The sequence below is a fragment of the Pseudomonas sp. FW300-N1A1 genome (assembly GCF_058789115.1).
The window spans coordinates 1-15,226 of the sequence record NZ_JBYTBK010000016.1 but is presented as its reverse complement, the minus strand read 5'-3'; the positions used below and the strand labels follow the sequence as shown (position 1 = coordinate 15,226).

At 60.6% G+C, this 15,226-nt stretch carries 15 protein-coding genes and 2 pseudogenes; 11 read left to right on the top strand and 6 right to left on the bottom strand.

The features are described from left to right. The first annotated feature begins 54 nt into the window (after positions 1–54). The 7 genes and pseudogenes from cyoA to AC3WQN_RS13225 form a co-directional block, all read left to right on the top strand. Positions 55–999 (top strand): ubiquinol oxidase subunit II, encoded by a 945-nt coding sequence (gene cyoA / locus AC3WQN_RS13255; RefSeq protein ID WP_103402071.1) that lies wholly within the window; start codon positions 55–57, stop codon positions 997–999. A 3-nt stretch (positions 1,000–1,002) separates the two neighbouring features. Beyond that, complete coding sequence (cyoB, locus tag AC3WQN_RS13250) at positions 1,003–3,033, top strand: cytochrome o ubiquinol oxidase subunit I (protein ID WP_095147141.1); 2,031 nt, start codon at positions 1,003–1,005, stop codon at positions 3,031–3,033. A gap of 3 nt (positions 3,034–3,036) precedes the next feature. Then, a complete protein-coding gene (locus tag AC3WQN_RS13245) occupies positions 3,037–3,657 on the top strand; it encodes a cytochrome o ubiquinol oxidase subunit III (RefSeq protein ID WP_095147140.1) in 621 nt (206 codons plus the stop codon). Next, entirely contained in the window at positions 3,658–3,999 is a 342-nt protein-coding gene (cyoD, locus tag AC3WQN_RS13240) for a cytochrome o ubiquinol oxidase subunit IV (protein ID WP_095079870.1), read from the top strand. It begins immediately after the preceding gene. Positions 4,000–4,009: 10 nt separating this feature from the next. After that, positions 4,010–4,897: a heme o synthase gene (cyoE, locus tag AC3WQN_RS13235; RefSeq protein WP_095079872.1), complete on the top strand. Its 888-nt coding sequence runs from the start codon at positions 4,010–4,012 to the stop codon at positions 4,895–4,897. Between the two features lie 391 nt (positions 4,898–5,288). Beyond that, positions 5,289–5,493, top strand: a pseudogene (locus AC3WQN_RS13230) (helix-turn-helix domain-containing protein); the annotation flags it as partial. After that, positions 5,470–5,556, top strand: a pseudogene (locus AC3WQN_RS13225) (transcriptional regulator); the annotation flags it as partial. The pseudogenes AC3WQN_RS13230 and AC3WQN_RS13225, both read left to right, overlap by 24 nt. Positions 5,557–5,645: 89 nt before the next feature. On the opposite strand, the gene AC3WQN_RS13220 reads toward AC3WQN_RS13225, so the two are convergent. From AC3WQN_RS13220 to AC3WQN_RS13210, 3 genes are all read right to left on the bottom strand, one after another. Further along, a complete protein-coding gene (locus AC3WQN_RS13220) occupies positions 5,646–6,350 on the bottom strand; it encodes a hypothetical protein (RefSeq protein WP_103402072.1) in 705 nt (234 codons plus the stop codon). A 375-nt stretch (positions 6,351–6,725) separates the two neighbouring features. Beyond that, on the bottom strand, positions 6,726–8,255 hold the full coding sequence (locus AC3WQN_RS13215) for a sensor histidine kinase (RefSeq protein ID WP_103402334.1): 1,530 nt from the start codon (positions 8,253–8,255) through the stop codon (positions 6,726–6,728). Further along, entirely contained in the window at positions 8,252–8,968 is a 717-nt protein-coding gene (locus AC3WQN_RS13210; protein ID WP_103402333.1) for a response regulator transcription factor, read from the bottom strand. Before AC3WQN_RS13210 ends, AC3WQN_RS13215 begins: the two co-directional genes overlap by 4 nt. A gap of 152 nt (positions 8,969–9,120) precedes the next feature. On the opposite strand from AC3WQN_RS13210, the gene msrB reads away from it, so the two are divergent. From msrB to msrA, 3 genes are read left to right on the top strand one after another with little or no spacing between them, the layout of a single operon-like run. Beyond that, entirely contained in the window at positions 9,121–9,639 is a 519-nt protein-coding gene (gene msrB, locus AC3WQN_RS13205) for a peptide-methionine (R)-S-oxide reductase MsrB (RefSeq protein ID WP_103402332.1), read from the top strand. Positions 9,640–9,683: 44 nt separating this feature from the next. Beyond that, positions 9,684–11,492, top strand: a complete 1,809-nt coding sequence (locus tag AC3WQN_RS13200; protein WP_103402331.1) for a cytochrome c biogenesis protein DipZ — start codon at positions 9,684–9,686, stop codon at positions 11,490–11,492. A gap of 39 nt (positions 11,493–11,531) precedes the next feature. After that, entirely contained in the window at positions 11,532–12,239 is a 708-nt protein-coding gene (gene msrA, locus AC3WQN_RS13195; RefSeq protein WP_103402330.1) for a peptide-methionine (S)-S-oxide reductase MsrA, read from the top strand. A 200-nt stretch (positions 12,240–12,439) separates the two neighbouring features. Here msrA and AC3WQN_RS13190 read toward each other — a convergent pair whose 3' ends face one another. Beyond that, entirely contained in the window at positions 12,440–13,351 is a 912-nt protein-coding gene (locus AC3WQN_RS13190; protein WP_103402329.1) for a LysR family transcriptional regulator, read from the bottom strand. 87 nt (positions 13,352–13,438) lie between these two features. Between AC3WQN_RS13190 and AC3WQN_RS13185 the strand changes: the two genes are divergently transcribed. Then, positions 13,439–14,629 carry an acetylornithine transaminase gene (locus AC3WQN_RS13185; RefSeq protein ID WP_103402328.1) on the top strand — a complete coding sequence of 397 codons (1,191 nt, stop codon included), beginning with the start codon at positions 13,439–13,441 and terminating at the stop codon, positions 14,627–14,629. On the opposite strand, the gene AC3WQN_RS13180 is transcribed toward AC3WQN_RS13185, so the two are convergent. Continuing rightward, the gene (locus tag AC3WQN_RS13180) at positions 14,623–14,877 is read right to left on the bottom strand and encodes a Txe/YoeB family addiction module toxin (RefSeq protein ID WP_103402327.1); all 255 of its coding nucleotides are present in this window, start codon (positions 14,875–14,877) and stop codon (positions 14,623–14,625) included. The genes AC3WQN_RS13185 and AC3WQN_RS13180 overlap by 7 nt on opposite strands. Then, positions 14,874–15,134 carry a type II toxin-antitoxin system prevent-host-death family antitoxin gene (locus AC3WQN_RS13175; RefSeq protein ID WP_103402326.1) on the bottom strand — a complete coding sequence of 87 codons (261 nt, stop codon included), beginning with the start codon at positions 15,132–15,134 and terminating at the stop codon, positions 14,874–14,876. Before AC3WQN_RS13175 ends, AC3WQN_RS13180 begins: the two co-directional genes overlap by 4 nt. Positions 15,135–15,226: the final 92 nt, after the last annotated feature.

Here is a 15,226-nt window from a genome sequence, read left to right as displayed (position 1 = left end):
GTGTTGGCGATCAAAACCCAACTGCATTGCGCAAGCTGCTTTAGAGGTCGTGAGATGAGTAAAAACAGGTACCCCAGATTACTAGGCCTAGTGCCGCTGCTCGGCACGTTGTTGCTGGGAGGCTGCAACATGACCTTGCTCGATCCCAAGGGCCAGGTTGGCCTGGATGAGCGAAACCTGATCATCACCGCCACGCTGTTGATGCTGCTGGTCGTTGTGCCGGTCATCATCATGACCTTCGCCTTCGCCTGGAAATACCGCGCCTCGAACACCAAGGCCGACTACGCGCCGAAGTGGAACCACTCCACCAAGATCGAAATCGCCGTGTGGACCGTGCCGGTGCTGATCATCATCGCCCTGGGTTACGTCACCTACAAATCGACCCACGCCCTGGACCCGTACCGCCCGCTGGAATCGGACGTCAAGCCGATCACCATTGAAGTGGTCGCCATGGACTGGAAGTGGCTGTTCATCTACCCGGAACAAGGCATCGCCACAGTCAACAAGATCGTGTTCCCGGCCCACACCCCGATCAATTTCAAGGTGACTTCGGACACCGTGATGAACTCGTTCTTCATCCCGGGCCTGGGTGGCCAGATCTACGCGATGGCCGGCATGCAGACCAAGCTGCACCTGATTGCCAACCAGAACGCCGAGCTCGACGGTATCTCCGCCAACTACAGCGGCGCGGGCTTCACCGGCATGAAATTCAAAGCGATCGCAACGACTCAGGAAGATTTCGACGCCTGGGTCGGTGAAGTCAAAAAGGCACCTAAACAGCTTGAACAAGCTGAATACGCAGCCCTTTCCAAGCCAAGCCAGAACAACCCAGTCGAGCTCTACTCCTCGGTCACGCCAGACCTGTTCCAGATCATCGTCGACAAGTACGAAGGCATGAAACCGGGCAAGCCGCTGAAGCACGAGAAGAAAGAGAAAGAAGTGGCCGCGACGCAAGGATCGGACATGAACGCGCATTCAGCTGCCGGGGCAGAGGAGTAAACGATGTTTGGTAAATTAAGTTGGGAAGCGGTTCCGTTCCACGAGCCGATCGTGATGGTGACCATCGCCATGATCGCGCTCGGTGGTCTGGCGCTGTTCGCTGCAATCACCTACTTCAAGAAGTGGACTTACCTGTGGACCGAGTGGCTGACTTCGGTCGACCACAAGAAAATCGGCGTGATGTACATCATCGTCGCCATGGTCATGCTGCTGCGCGGTTTTGCCGACGCCATCATGATGCGTACCCAGTTGGCCATGGCCACCGAGGGTTCGCCTGGCTACCTGCCACCTGAACACTATGACCAGATCTTCACCGCTCACGGTGTGATCATGATCATCTTCATGGCGATGCCATTCTTCACCGGCCTGATGAACCTGGCGGTGCCGCTGCAGATCGGCGCGCGTGACGTTGCCTTCCCGTTCCTGAACTCCCTGAGCTTCTGGTTGCTGGTGTCCGGCGTGGTGCTGATCAACCTGTCCCTGGGCGTTGGCGAATTCGCCAAGACCGGCTGGGTTGCCTATCCGCCGCTGTCGGGCCTGCAATACAGTCCGGGCGTGGGGATGGACTACTACATCTGGGCGCTACAGCTATCCGGACTCGGGACCACGCTGACGGGGGTCAACTTCCTAGCCACCGTGCTGAAAATGCGTACCCCTGGCATGAAGCTGATGGACATGCCGATCTTCACCTGGACCTGCACCTGGGCCAACGTCCTGATCGTGGCTTCGTTCCCGATCCTGACCGCTACCCTGGCACTGCTGACGCTTGACCGTTACATGGATTTCCACATTTTCACCAATGAACTTGGTGGTAATCCGATGATGTACGTCAACCTGTTCTGGGCCTGGGGTCACCCCGAGGTGTACATCCTGATCCTGCCGGCGTTCGGCATCTTCTCCGAAGTCATTTCGACCTTCACCGGCAAGAAACTGTTCGGCCATCACTCGATGATCTACGCCAGCGGCGCGATCTCGGTGCTGGGCTTCATGGTGTGGCTGCACCACTTCTTCACCATGGGTTCGGGTGCCAGCGTCAACGCCTTCTTCGGCCTGGCGACGATGCTGATTTCGATCCCGACGGGGGTGAAGCTATTCAACTGGCTGTTCACCATCTACCGTGGCCGCCTGCAGTTCACCAGCCAGGTGCTGTGGACCCTGGGCTTCATGGTGACCTTCGCCATCGGCGGCATGACCGGCGTACTGCTGGCTATCCCGGGTGCTGACTTCGTTCTGCACAACAGCCTGTTCGTGATCGCGCACTTCCATAACGTGATCATCGGCGGCGCCGTGTTCGGTTACATCGCCGGCTTCGGCTTCTACTTCCCGAAAGCGTTCGGCTTCAAGCTGCACGAAGGTTGGGGCAAGGCCGCGTTCTGGTTCTGGATCTCGGGCTTCTTCGTCGCGTTCATGCCGCTCTATGCACTGGGCTTCATGGGCATGACCCGTCGTCTGAACGCCACCACCAACCCAGAGTGGGTGCCTTACCTGTACGTGGCCATGTTCGGTGCGGTGATGATTGCCGTCGGTATCGCCTGCCAGCTGATCCAGCTCTACGTCAGCGTGCGTGACCGCAACAAGCCAGAGAACATGTGCGAACACGGCGACCCGTGGAACGCTCACACGCTGGAATGGTCGACCTCGTCGCCACCGCCGTTCTACAACTTTGCCGTACTGCCGAAAGCCGAAAGCATCGACCCGTTCACCGAAGCCAAGGAAAACGGTACCGCGTACAAGGCTCCGGCCCGGTACGAACCGATCCACATGCCAAACAACACCGCGACCGGTGTGGTCATGGGCGCACTGTTGACCGTATTCGGTTTCGCGATGATCTGGCACATCTGGTGGCTGGCCGCCTTCGGTCTGGTCGGCACCGTGGTGTACTTCGTGATCCACGCTGCCCGTGATGACCAGGGCTACATGGTGCCGGTAGAGACAATCGAACGCATCGAAGCCGAGCAGCACAAGCGTCTGGTAGCGGCCGGGAAAGTTCCAGCCACCGCCACCCGTGTTGAAACCTCGTTGGAACAGGCTTAAACCATGTCGAACTTAGTGACCAATGTTGGACACGCCCATGACCATGGGCACGATGACCATCACCACGATTCGGGCGAGATGACCGTATACGGTTTCTGGCTCTACCTGATGACCGACTGCATTCTGTTTGCATCGATCTTCGCGGTGTACGCCGTACTGGTAAACAACGTTGCCGGTGGCCCGTCGGGCCACGACATCTTCGAACTGCCTTACGTGCTGGGCGAAACCGCTCTGCTGTTGTTCAGTTCGATCACCTACGGCTTCGCCATGCTGGCGTTGTTCAAGGGCAAGAAGAATCAGGTGCTGGGCTGGCTGGCCATGACCTTCATGTTCGGTGCCGGCTTTATCGCCATGGAGATCAACGAGTTCCACCTGCTGATCTCCGAAGGCTTCGGCCCTAGCCGCTCAGGCTTCCTGTCCGGGTTCTTCACCCTGGTCGGTACCCACGGTCTGCACGTGACCAGCGGTCTGATCTGGATGGCGATCATGATGTACCAGGTGCAGAAGAACGGCCTGACGGCGACCAACAAGACTCGCCTGAGCTGCCTGAGCCTGTTCTGGCACTTCCTGGACGTGGTGTGGATCTGCGTATTCACGGTTGTTTATCTGATGGGGACTATGTAAATGGCTAACGCATCACATTCCCACAATGGCCACGACGAAGCCGGCCACGGCAGCGTCAAGTCCTACGCCATCGGCTTTATCCTGTCGGTGATCCTGACGGTCATTCCGTTCGGCCTGGTGATGTACCCATCGCTGCCGAAGTCGATCACCCTGTGGATCGTCCTGGCGTTCGCGATCATCCAGGTGCTGGTGCATCTGGTGTACTTCCTCCACCTGGACCGTTCGGCCGCGCAGCGCAACAACGTGATTGCGTTTGTGTTCGCCGCGCTGGTGATCGTCCTGCTGGTGGGTCTGTCGCTGTGGATCATGTTCAGTATCCACACCTTCATGATGGCGAAGTGAGGTAGACCCGATGTCGCTCAAGCACTTTATCCAAATCACCAAACCGGGGATCATTTTCGGTAACGTGCTTTCTGTGGCAGGCGGGTTTTTCCTGGCCTCGAAAGGGCATGTCGATCTGGCTGTTTTCCTGGCGGCCATGATCGGCACCTCCCTGGTCGTGGCGTCCGGTTGCGTGTTCAACAACTGCATCGACCGCGACATCGACCTGAAGATGGAGCGCACCAAGAACCGGGCGCTGGTCCAGGGCTTGATCTCCCTGAAACTGGCCCTGGCCTATGCGACCGTCCTGGGTGTCGTCGGCGTTGCGTTGTTGTACACGGTGGCCAATCCGTTGGCTGCGCTGTTCGCGGTCATCGGTTTTGTCATCTACGTCGGTTTTTACAGCCTGTACCTCAAGCGCAAGTCGGTTCACGGCACGCTGGTGGGCAGTCTGTCGGGGGCGATGCCGCCGGTGATCGGTTACGTGGCCGTGAGCAATAGCTTCGACATGGCCGCGCTGACCCTGCTGGTGATGTTCAGTCTGTGGCAGATGCCGCATTCCTATGCCATCGCGATTTTCCGTTTCAACGATTACCTGGCCGCATCGATTCCGGTGTTGCCAGTGAAACGTGGGATCCAGGTGGCCAAGAAGCACATCCTGCTCTACATCCTGGCGTTCCTGGTGGCGACCTTGATGCTGACGTTCAGTGGTTATGCCGGGATGAGTTATCTCGCGGTTGCGGCGGCCATGGGCATGTACTGGTTGTACATGGCCTGGACGGGCTACAAGGCGGTGGATGACACGGTCTGGGCGCGCAAGCTGTTTGTGTTCTCGATCTTCACCATCACTGCCCTGAGCGTGATGATGTCGCTGGACTTCAAGGTGCCGAGTGAGTTGTTGCTGACTTACGCGCCTTGAGCGTCGGACGCTGTTGAAAAGCCCCGCCTTCGAGAGAAGAGCGGGGTTTTTTATGGGGTTGTGTTTGTGGGCGTTGGCTGGTCTGCGTTGACGGCATGCAAGCCGGGATCGTATGCAGGCTTACATGGGGCCGCTGATTGGGTGGGAGCGGGCTTGCCCGCGAAGGGGGCCTGACAGCCAACCATGTTCTTGCAGGTGCGGTGTACATATCCGTTGCTGCGGTCATGGCTTCTAATGGTTTCGCCTGACGGCGACTCACTTTTTTTACAAGCGCCTAAAAAAAGTAAGCAAAAAAACGCTTCGGTATGACTCACCCACATAGGTAACAAAACAGTTCAAGCACATAGGTAACAGTCTTTAACTGGCACTGGTCGATTCCGAGGATCTGACCATGCCGTGGCGAGAGCTGAAACCTATGGACCTGAAAGTGATGTTCATTGCCGACTATCTGTCTGGTCGACTCAATTTCAGCACAACTCTGTGCGGCTCACAGCATCAGTCGCAAGACTGGTTACAAGTGGGTAGCCCGCTACAACGCGGACAGCATCAATGGCTTGGCGGAGTGCAGTCGCAAGCGACACTCCCAGGCTCAGGCCGCCATGTTGATCAAGCTGGTGGAGAAATTTCCCGATATGGTTGATCGATTGAGCGCGGTTTGACGGCGTTCAGGCGCTGAATGAAAAGCCCCGCCTTCGGGAGAAATGCGGGGCTTTTTTGCGCGATGTTTCAGCAGTGGTTTCGTTGCCGCTTACTGCTGAACGATGCCGTAGCCCTCAAACGCGGTCTGCTGTTGCAGGGCGGTGATGATGGCTTTGCGGGTGGCCGGTTGTTCGGTGCCGCTGGTGTCGATGAAGGTTTCGTTTTCCAGCTCTGCCTCATCGCCTTCGCCGACGAAGGTGAAGCCGAGGAATTCGAAGGCTTCGCGATCGACGTTGGGTTTGGAGCGTGGGGTGCGCAGGGGCAGGGTGACGGTGATGCCGTCCTTGCTGATGCTGAACACTTCGGCTTCTTTCTTGGCGCGCGCGGCCTTGCCTTTACCGCCGCTTGGGTTGCTGATGGCCTGGTGGGTCTGGTTCAGGACTTTGAGGGCCAGACCGTAGACCAGTTCCTGGAAGCTCGGGTCGTCCTTGAAGCTGGACAGGATGCGGCTGATCGGGAACTTGCTGCTCAGGTCCTCCAGGGCAGCGATGTCGGCGGCTTCGGCGTCCTTGAGTTGCTTGAGCTGGCCCATCAGTTCGTAGGCCTTGTCGTCGTCGAAGCTGTCGTGCGCCTGGCGGATGGCGGCGCGCAGTTCGCGAATCTGGTCGCTTTCCTTCGAGGTGTGGAAGGCGTCCAGGACCATCTCGCTGATGGTTTTGGCCTGCGGCACGTGTTGTGAAAGATTGATGGAGTTTTCGTATTCCGCTTTGGACGACAAGGTGACTACGGATTCAGCGGTGTTGGAATCTGACATTGAAATTTCACTACTTCTTTAAACAGGATGTGAGCCGAGAACAGCATCGGTGTTTTCGGGGGCGCTTAATCTATTGGACCGCTGCGCCGTTGTCACGGACCAACAGACGATCAGGGCCGTCCATTGCTCGATGGGACCCCATGAACGGTCAAACATTACGCCACAAGGCCTAATGCCGATCAGTTAAGTCAAAGACCAGTCGAACATAGGACCGTGGCGAGGGAGCTTGCTCCCGCTGGGGCGCAAAGCGGCCCTCTTTTGGGGCTGCTACGCAGCCCAGCGGGAGCAAGCTCCCTCGCCACGGGTTTCGTGTTCGGCTTTGTTTTTCTTAACTGACCGGCATTAGCCACAAGGCCCGTTTTTGTTAAGTCAGGATCAGGTTTTGCCCGGGCTGTTCAGGTTCATTGAGCGCACCGCCAGGGCGGTCGCGGTGTCTTCGTCCACCGGCAGCGAAAAGCAGAAGGTTGCCCCTTGTCCCGGGACATCCAGCAAACGGATCTCGCGACCATGCAACTCCAGGATCCGCTGCACGATGCGCAACCCCAACCCGCCATCACGCCGTGCGCCACCGATGTTGAACGGGCGCAGGAACAACCCTTCGCGCAGTTCGGCCGCGATCCCCGGGCCGCTGTCACTGACCGTGATCTCGACGAATCTGTCCTGTGGCACGAGCCTGATCTCGACCACCCCAGCGGTGGGTGTATGACGCAATGCGTTGTCGAACAGGTTGGTCAGCACCCGCTCGATCAACCCCAGGTCAGCCCATACTCCGGACACCTTCGGTGCGAAGCTGGCCTTGAGATGCACTTGTCGGGCTTCGGCGGCCAATTCGAATTTCTGGAAGATGTCCTGTACCAGATCGGTCAGCGAGAAGCGCTCCAGCACCGGTTGCACGAACCCGTGTTCCAGGCGCACCAGCTCCAGCAGCGATTGCGCCAGACCGCCCACTTTACGGCTCTGATCCAGGGCGATGCCCAGGTAGCGACGGCGCTCGTCCGGGGTCAGGCTGGCGTCTTTGAGTGACAGGGTTTCCAGGTAGCCATGCAGCGAGGCCAAGGGGGTGCGCAGGTCGTGGGAGATGTTGGCCACCAGTTCGCGACGCTCCTGGTCCTGGCGGGTCAAGGAGCGCCATTGTTCGCCCAAGCGCTTCTGCATCTGCCGGAAGGCCGCATCCAGGGTGGCGATTTCGTCCTGGCCGGCGAGGCTGTCCGGCTTGTCCGAAAGGGCGGGCAGTGGCGGTGCGGCGGGGGCGCCGTCGATGTCGAAATGCGCCACCGTATCGGTCAGCTGTCGCAGCGGCCGGGTGATCAGGGCAAACGCCGTGAGGCCGGCAATCAGGCACAGCAAGGCCACCATGCCGATCGACCACAAGGCGGTGTTCAACGCCGCGCTGGTGGCGCCGCGCTCGGCGAGGCGGTCGTGTTCTTCGCTGAGCAGTACCACGTAGAGATAGCCGGCCTGCTGGCCGTTGACCTTGAGCGGCGCGGCGCTGAACACCTTGCGTCCCTCAAGGCTGCGCGGATCGTCGCCGAGAATCGGCAGCGGCTCGTCGCTCAACAAGCGCTGCACGGGGGCCAGGTCGACCCGCTCGCGGCGCAGATGACCTTCGGGCGCGGCATTGCCGACCACCCGGCCCTGATTGTCGAGCAGGTACACCTCGACACTCGGGTTGACCAGCATCAACTGGCTGAACAGCATGCGCAGGGCCTCGGGTTTCAGGCCGTTGGCGTCCATCAACTGGGTGTCGCGGGCGATGTGCCCGGCCAGGTCGCGGGACAAGCCCTGCACCACCTCCAGCTCATGCATGGTGTTGGAACGCACCTGCATCCACACCGAGGTGCCACTGCACACCAGCAGCAACAGGGCGAACACCGCCGACAGGCGCTGGCTGAGGGTCAGTCTCATGCTGACTCCTGCACCGTGGCGAACTTGTAGCCTCGGCCCCACACGGTGAGGATGCGCACCGGTTGCGCCGGATCGGCTTCGATCTTGGCCCGCAACCGATTGATGTGGGTGTTGACCGTGTGCTCGTAGCCTTCGTGGCTGTACCCCCATACGGCGTTGAGCAGGTCCATGCGCGAGAACACTTTGCCCGGCTGGCGGGCGAAGAAGTACAGCAGGTCGAACTCGCGGGGCGTCAGGTCCAGGCGCTTGCCCTCCAGGGACACTTCACGGGTGATCGGGTCGATGAACAAGCCATCGCAGGTCAAGCTGCCGGCGTCCATCTTCAGGTTGCGGGCCATGGCGTCGACCCGCCGCAGCAGGGCCTTGACCCGTGCCACCAGCTCCAGCATCGAAAACGGCTTGGCCAGGTAATCGTCGGCCCCCAGCTCCAGGCCGAGGATGCGATGCACTTCGCTGGAGCGGGCGCTGGTGATGATGATCGGGGTGTAGCGGGCCATGGCGCGGGCGCGGCGGCAGATTTCCAGGCCGTCCGTGCCGGGCAGCATCAGGTCGAGGATCAGCGCGTCCCAGTTGCCTTGCTCCAGCAGGCGCAAGCCTTGGTTGCCATCGGCGCTGTGCACCACCTCGAACTGTTCGTCGCGCAGGTGCAGGCAGATCAGGTCGGCGATGTGGGTGTCGTCCTCGACCACCAGAACGCGTTTGGGCTGGTCCATAGGGGTTGGATCCTGTTGCGTGGTGCAACCATTGTGCGGGTTTTCCCACGGGGGAGTTATCACGAATTGTTTAACTCCGCGTGAGGATTTGGCGATCACCTCAAGCCTAGGCTGTGTTCCATGAAACCTACGGCGAAATAAGGGAGAGGGCCATGTATTCACGGCGACAGATTCTTCTGGCAGGCGCTGGCCTGGGTGTTGCGGGGTTGGCGCTCGGTGCCCTGCCAAGACTACTGGCACCCATGGCACTGATCAGCGAGGTGAGCGCGGGCGAAACCTTCGAGGTCAACCACACCGAGGCCCAATGGCGCGCCATGCTCAGCGCCGAACAGTACGAGATCCTGCGCGAGGAGGGCACCGAGCGTGCCTACAGCAGTGCGCTGAACAACGAACATCGCGACGGCACCTTTGCCTGCGCCGGTTGTGCGCTGCCACTGTTTTCATCGAGCACCCGGTTTGACAGCCACACCGGCTGGCCGAGTTTCTGGGCGCCCCTGCCCAACGCCGTGGCGATGCGCCAGGACCGTTCCTACGGGATGGTGCGCGATGAGGTTCACTGTCGACGCTGCGGCGGGCACCTGGGCCATGTATTCAACGATGGGCCACCGCCGACCGGTCTGCGCTATTGCATGAACGGCCTGGCGCTGACCTTCGAACCACGGAAGGCCTGATCCCATGCTCAGGTTCTTCTCATACTTGCAGGCAGGTCATCACTATGTGGCTGTTGGTTCTCGCTTATCTCGGTGGTGTGCTGACGATCGTCAGCCCGTGCATTCTGCCGGTACTGCCCTTTGTCTTCGCTCGCACCGGGCAGCCGTTTATCAAGAGTGGCTTGCCATTGTTGCTGGGGATGGCACTGACCTTCGCTCTCGTCGCCTCATTGGCCGCTGTGGGCGGCGCCTGGGTGGTGCAACTCAATCAGTACGGTCGCTGGCTCGCGTTGCTGTTCGTAGCACTGTTCGGGCTGGCGTTGCTGCTGCCAAGCCTGGCCGAACGCTGGACGCGCCCGTTGGTGGCCGCCGGCAGTCGCCTGTCGCAAGTGGCCGGCGCCGATGCCCGGCCGCGTCCCGGCGCTTCGTTGCTGATCGGCGTCGCCACGGGCCTGCTCTGGGCACCGTGCGCCGGCCCCATCCTCGGGCTGGTGTTGACCGGCGCGGCGCTGCAAGGGGCCAACATCGGCAGCACCTTGCTGCTGTTGGCGTACGCCTTGGGCGCCGCCACCTCCCTGGCGGTCGCCCTGCTGCTGGGCGGTAAAGTGTATGCGGCGATGAAGCGCTCGATCGGTGCCGGTGAATGGCTGCGCCGGGGGCTGGGCGCGGCGATGCTCGCCGGTGTAGCTGCCATTGCGCTGGGCCTGGATACCGGGGTCCTGGCGCGGCTGTCGACCGCATCGACGGGAGGCCTTGAACAGGCGTTGGTCACCCGACTGGCCAGCCAGTCGTCCGGTGGCAACGGGGCGATGATGGCGCAGCTGCCGACCGCCAGCGATCAACCGGGCGCCAGCATGATGGCCGCCGGTGGCGCGATGAAGAGGACCGCCAATGGCGCGACCACCTTGCCGATTGAAGGCCCGCTGCCGTCCCTCGACGGTGCCGTGCAGTGGCTCAACTCACCGCCACTGTCCACGCAGGCGTTGAAGGGCAAAGTGGTGCTGGTGGATTTCTGGACCTACTCCTGCATCAACTGCCTGCGCACCTTGCCGTACGTCAAAGCCTGGGCCGAGAAGTACCGCGATCAGGGGCTGGTGGTGATCGGTGTGCACGCACCGGAGTTCGCCTTCGAGCGTGACGTCGATAACGTGACCCGGGCCATGAAGAAACTGGGCATCAACTATCCGGTAGCCCTCGATAACGATTACACGATCTGGCGGGCCTTCAACAACCAGTACTGGCCGGCTCATTACTTCGCCGACGCCCAGGGACGTATTCGTTACCACCATTTTGGTGAGGGCAACTACGCCGAATCAGAGCGGGTGATTCAACAATTGTTGCGCGAAGCCGGCGCTTCGACGGTGCCCGATGGCTTGATCAGCGTCAGTGCCCAAGGGATGCAACGGGCAGCGCGGATGAGTGAAGTGAAGTCACCGGAAACCTATGTGGGCTATCAGCGCCTGGCGCATTTCGTACCTGCAGCGAGCCTGACGCCCGACGCGGTGGCCGACTACAAGGTGCCGGCGGTGTTGACGCTCAACGACTGGGCACTGGACGGGCAATGGAACGTTGGCGCCGAGCATGCCACTTCGGCGGCTGCGGGCAGCCGCATTGTCTACCGCTTCCATGCCCGCGACCTGCACCTGGTGCTGGGACCTGGCGTGGAGGGCAAGCCGGTGCGTTTCAAAGTCACGGTCGACGGCCAGGCGCCGGGTGATGCTCACGGCATGGATGTCGCCCCGGATGGCAGTGGCAGCGTGACCGAACAACGGTTGTACCAGTTGGTGCGTCAACCCGGCGATGTCGCAGAGCGCACATTCAGCATCGAGTTCCTCGACCCCGGCGTCTCGGCCTATGCCTTTACCTTCGGTTGAACACGGCTTTTGTATTTTCAGCATTGAGGAGTGGACACCATGAGAACCCGATTCAGCTGGCGTCAAACCCTGCTGGGGCTGGCGTTTGCCGGCGTCGTCGGTCAATGCCTGGGGTTTTCCTTCGGCGTGGCTGAAGACGCGGTCATCATCGCGCCCCCCGCCCTTGATGAGTCCCCCAAGACCGGCAGCGAAACCGCGGTGCTCGCCGGTGGTTGCTTCTGGGGGGTACAAGGGGTGTTCCAGCATGTCAAAGGCGTGCAGAGTGCCGTCTCCGGTTATGCCGGCGGTACGGCCGACAGTGCGAGCTACGAGCGCGTCAGCGAGGGCGACACCGGTCACGCTGAAGCCGTGAAAGTCACCTTCGATCCCGCTCAGGTGAGTTACGGCAGTTTGCTGCAAATCTACTTTTCGGTGGCCCACAACCCCACCGAACTGAACCGCCAGGGGCCGGACACCGGCACCCAGTACCGTTCGGCCATTTTTGCGCAAAGCACGGAACAACGAACCGTCGCCCAGGCCTACATTGCCCAACTGGACGCGGCCCGTGCGTTCAGCAAGCCGATCGTGACCACACTGGAAACCTACAACGGTTTCTACCCGGCGGAGGATTACCATCAGGACTTCCTGACGGAACACCCGACGTATCCCTACATCGTGATCAACGACCTGCCGAAAGTGGCGCAACTCAAACAGCTGTACCCCGAGCGTTATTCGCACAAGCCGGTGTTGGTGAAGGCGGGCCTGTAGGCCCAATGCCAGTCAGTTAAGGAGATGGAGTCGCATGTGTAGGAGCGAGCGTGCTCGCGATGAACTCAAGGGCAGCGCGTTTAATCAGGCAACACGCGTTATCGTTAAGGTCCATCGCGAGCACTCGAGCGTCGACCGGTTGCTCCTACAAGGGTCGGCGTTCGCTTAACTGACAGGCATTAGCCTCTAAAGGCGACTGATCAACCACTCTGCTTGCCCCACATCTGCAAGGTGAATTCGACAAAACTGCGCAGCTTCGGCAAGCGGTAGCGGTCTGGCGCGTAGACCAGATTCATCGGTCGCCTCGGCAGTTGGTAATCCTGCAGCAGCGCGACCAGCTTGCCTTCACGCAGGTCCTGATGCACCAGCGCGTCGGGCAGCATGACGATACCCATGCCGGCCCGGGCGGCCTGGAGCAGCCCCGGTGCGCTGTTGATCACCATCGGGCCGCTGATCGGCACCTGCACCTCGCCTTCAGGGCCGGTCAATAGCCATTGTTTTCCCATCGAACTCCATTCATCGCCCGCGGGATAAGCGTAGGCCAGGCAAGCGTGCTGGCTCAAGTCGGCGGGAAGGGCGGGCGCGCCCCGTCGTTCCAGGTACGAGGGTGCCGCGCAGATAGTCAGGGTGAAATCCTGCAGCGGCCGGGCGATAAGCCCCGACGGCTCTGGCGTGCCCAGGCGAATGGCGGCGTGGACGCTGTTGTCGATCAGGTCCACCACTTGGTTGCTCAGCACCACATCCACGCGGATTTCCGGGTATTGCTGGGTGAACAGGTGCATGGCGGGTGCCAGGCACTCCGAACCGAAGCTGGGCGGGGCGGTAATGCGCAAGAGGCCCTTGGGTTCGCCTTGGACCTGTTCGGCGAGCCGTTCGCTCTCTTGGACCAGGCCCAGTACCTCCAGGCAGCGCTCGTAATAGGCCGCGCCGAACTCGGTCAGGCGTTGGCGGCGGGTGGTGCGATTGATCAGGCTGACCCCGAGGCGTTGCTCCAGGGCGCGCAAGTGATTGCCCACCATGGTGGTCGACAGGCTGCACTGCCGGGCGGCGGCGGTCATGCTGCCGGACTCGACCACGCTCACGTAAACCGACATCGCCAGGAATAAATCCATTATCAAGCTCAGCTTTAAAATGATTGAAGGGTTATAGCGTTTATCCAGCTCGGGTGGCTAACGATACTGCAAAAAAACCAACACCTGATGGAGCTTGAAGCCATGACCGCCACCCACCTGATGAGCACTTATCAACCGCTGGCCTTGAGTTTTGCCAAGGGGCTGGGCACCCGCCTGTGGGACCAGGCCGGCCGTGAATACCTGGATGCGGTAGCGGGCGTGGCCGTGACCAATGTCGGCCACTCGCACCCACGGGTGGTCAGCGCGATCACTGAACAGGCGGGTTTGTTGCTGCACACGTCGAACCTGTACAGCATCGACTGGCAGCAACGGCTGGCGGAAAAGCTCACCGAGCTGTCCGGCCTGGAACGGGTGTTCTTCAACAATTCAGGTGCTGAAGCCAATGAAACCGCACTGAAGCTGGCGCGCTTGTACGGTTGGCACAAAGGGGTCGAGCAGCCGCTGGTGGTGGTGATGGAAAACGCCTTCCACGGCCGCACCCTCGGCACGCTGTCCGCCAGTGACGGCCCGGCGGTGCGCCTGGGATTTCACCCGTTGCCGGGGGATTTTCTCAAAGTGCCGTTTGGCGATCTCGCGGCGCTGGATAAAGCTCACCAGGTCTATGGGCAACGCATCGTGGCGGTGCTGATGGAGCCGATTCAGGGCGAAAGCGGTGTGCAACTGGCGCCGACTGGGTATCTCAAAGCCCTGCGTGCTCTGTGTGACCGGCGCAACTGGCTGCTGATGCTCGACGAGATCCAGACGGGTATCGGCCGTACCGGGCAATGGTTCGCCTTTCAGCACGAAGGCATCGTGCCGGACGTCATGACCCTGGCCAAGGGCTTGGGCAACGGTGTGCCGATCGGCGCCTGCCTGGCCCGTGGCAAAGCCGCCGAACTGTTCACCCCCGGCAGCCACGGCAGCACCTTTGGCGGCAACCCGCTGGCGTGTCGGGTCGGCTGCACAGTGCTTGAGATCATTGAAGAACAAGGGCTTCTGGCAAACGCCAGGCGCCAGGGCGAACTGCTGCTGGCTCGGCTGCACGCCGAACTCGATGATCACCCGAACGTGCTGGCGATCCGTGGTCAGGGCTTGATGATCGGCATCGAACTGGCCCAACCCATTCGCGACCTGACCCTCATCGCCGCCCGCGACCACGGGCTGCTGATCAATGTGACACGGGGTAAAACCATTCGCCTGCTACCGCCGCTGACGATTGATGAACGCGAGGTGGAGATGATTGTGCGCGGGATAGGGCGGCTGGTAAGCGTTCAGTAATGGTATCTGCACATCACGATCTGTAACCCGTCGCCCTCAACGCAATAGACGAGGCGATGCTCTGCAGTAATTCGCCGTGACCAGAAGCCACTCAGGTTATGTTTGAGTGGCTCAGGCTTGCCGGGACCGGTAAAGGGATCTCGCTGGGTTGCCTTGATCAACAGGTTGATCCGCTTTAGTCCGGCTTTATCGTTCTGCTGAAACCAGAGGTACTCTTCCCAGCCTTCGGGAGTGAGCAGGATGTTCACTCTTCGATGAGCTGTCTTGGCTTGCTTTTCCCGGCTCGCAGGTTACTGATCGACTTGATCAGGCGTTCGGCGTTGGCTGGGGCTGGCGTTCGGAGCAGATAGGCCGTTTCTTCCAGCGCGTTGTACTCGGCGAGGGAAATCATCACCACGGGTTCTCCCTTTTGCCGGGTCACCAGCAGCGGGGTGCGGTCTTCATTGACGCGATCCATGGTTTCCGAGAGGTGCGCTTGTGCGTGGGTGTAATGGATGGTCTGCATCGTCTTGTCCTCGCTTTGTAGTGGTCTAATGAAACCGGACACCCATTTAGGCGAGAATGCTCGCCAGATCGAGGTGTCAGATGACCAAACAA